Source organism: Streptomyces sp. OZ13 (assembly GCF_052068155.1).
Taxonomy (GTDB): Bacteria; Actinomycetota; Actinomycetes; order Streptomycetales; family Streptomycetaceae; genus Streptomyces.
This window is the reverse complement of sequence record NZ_JBQHCZ010000060.1, coordinates 1-544: the sequence shown is the minus strand read 5'-3', so window position 1 is coordinate 544 and position 544 is coordinate 1. Positions and strand designations below refer to the sequence as shown.

General features: G+C 66.0%; 1 protein-coding gene. It reads left to right on the top strand.

What is annotated here, in order from left to right; genetic code table 11:
- On the top strand, positions 1-544 hold a 544-nt coding region (locus tag ACTMTU_RS36080; RefSeq protein WP_441267650.1), incomplete at both ends, for a cobalamin-dependent protein.

Below are 544 nucleotides of genomic sequence, written 5' to 3'. Positions count from 1 at the left end.
GGCATGAAGGTCGTCGGCGAGCTGTTCGGCTCCGGGCAGATGCAGCTGCCGTTCGTGCTCCAGTCCGCCGAGGTGATGAAGAACGCGGTGGCGCACCTCGAGCCGCACATGGAGAAGTCCGATGCCGAGGGCAAGGGCACGATCGTGCTGGCCACCGTCCGCGGCGACGTCCATGACATCGGCAAGAACCTCGTGGACATCATCCTGTCCAACAACGGCTACAACGTGGTCAACCTGGGCATCAAGCAGCCCGTCTCCGCGATCCTCGACGCGGCCAAGGAACACAAGGCCGACGTGATCGGCATGTCGGGCCTGCTGGTCAAGTCCACGGTGATCATGAAAGAGAACCTCCAAGAGCTCAACCAGCGGGGCATGGCCGCCGACTACCCGGTCATCCTCGGCGGCGCCGCCCTCACCCGCGCCTACGTCGAACAGGACCTCCACGAGATCTACGACGGCGAAGTCCGCTACGCCCGCGACGCGTTCGAGGGCCTGCGCCTGATGGACGCCCTCATCGGCATCAAGCGCGGCGTCCCCGGCGCGG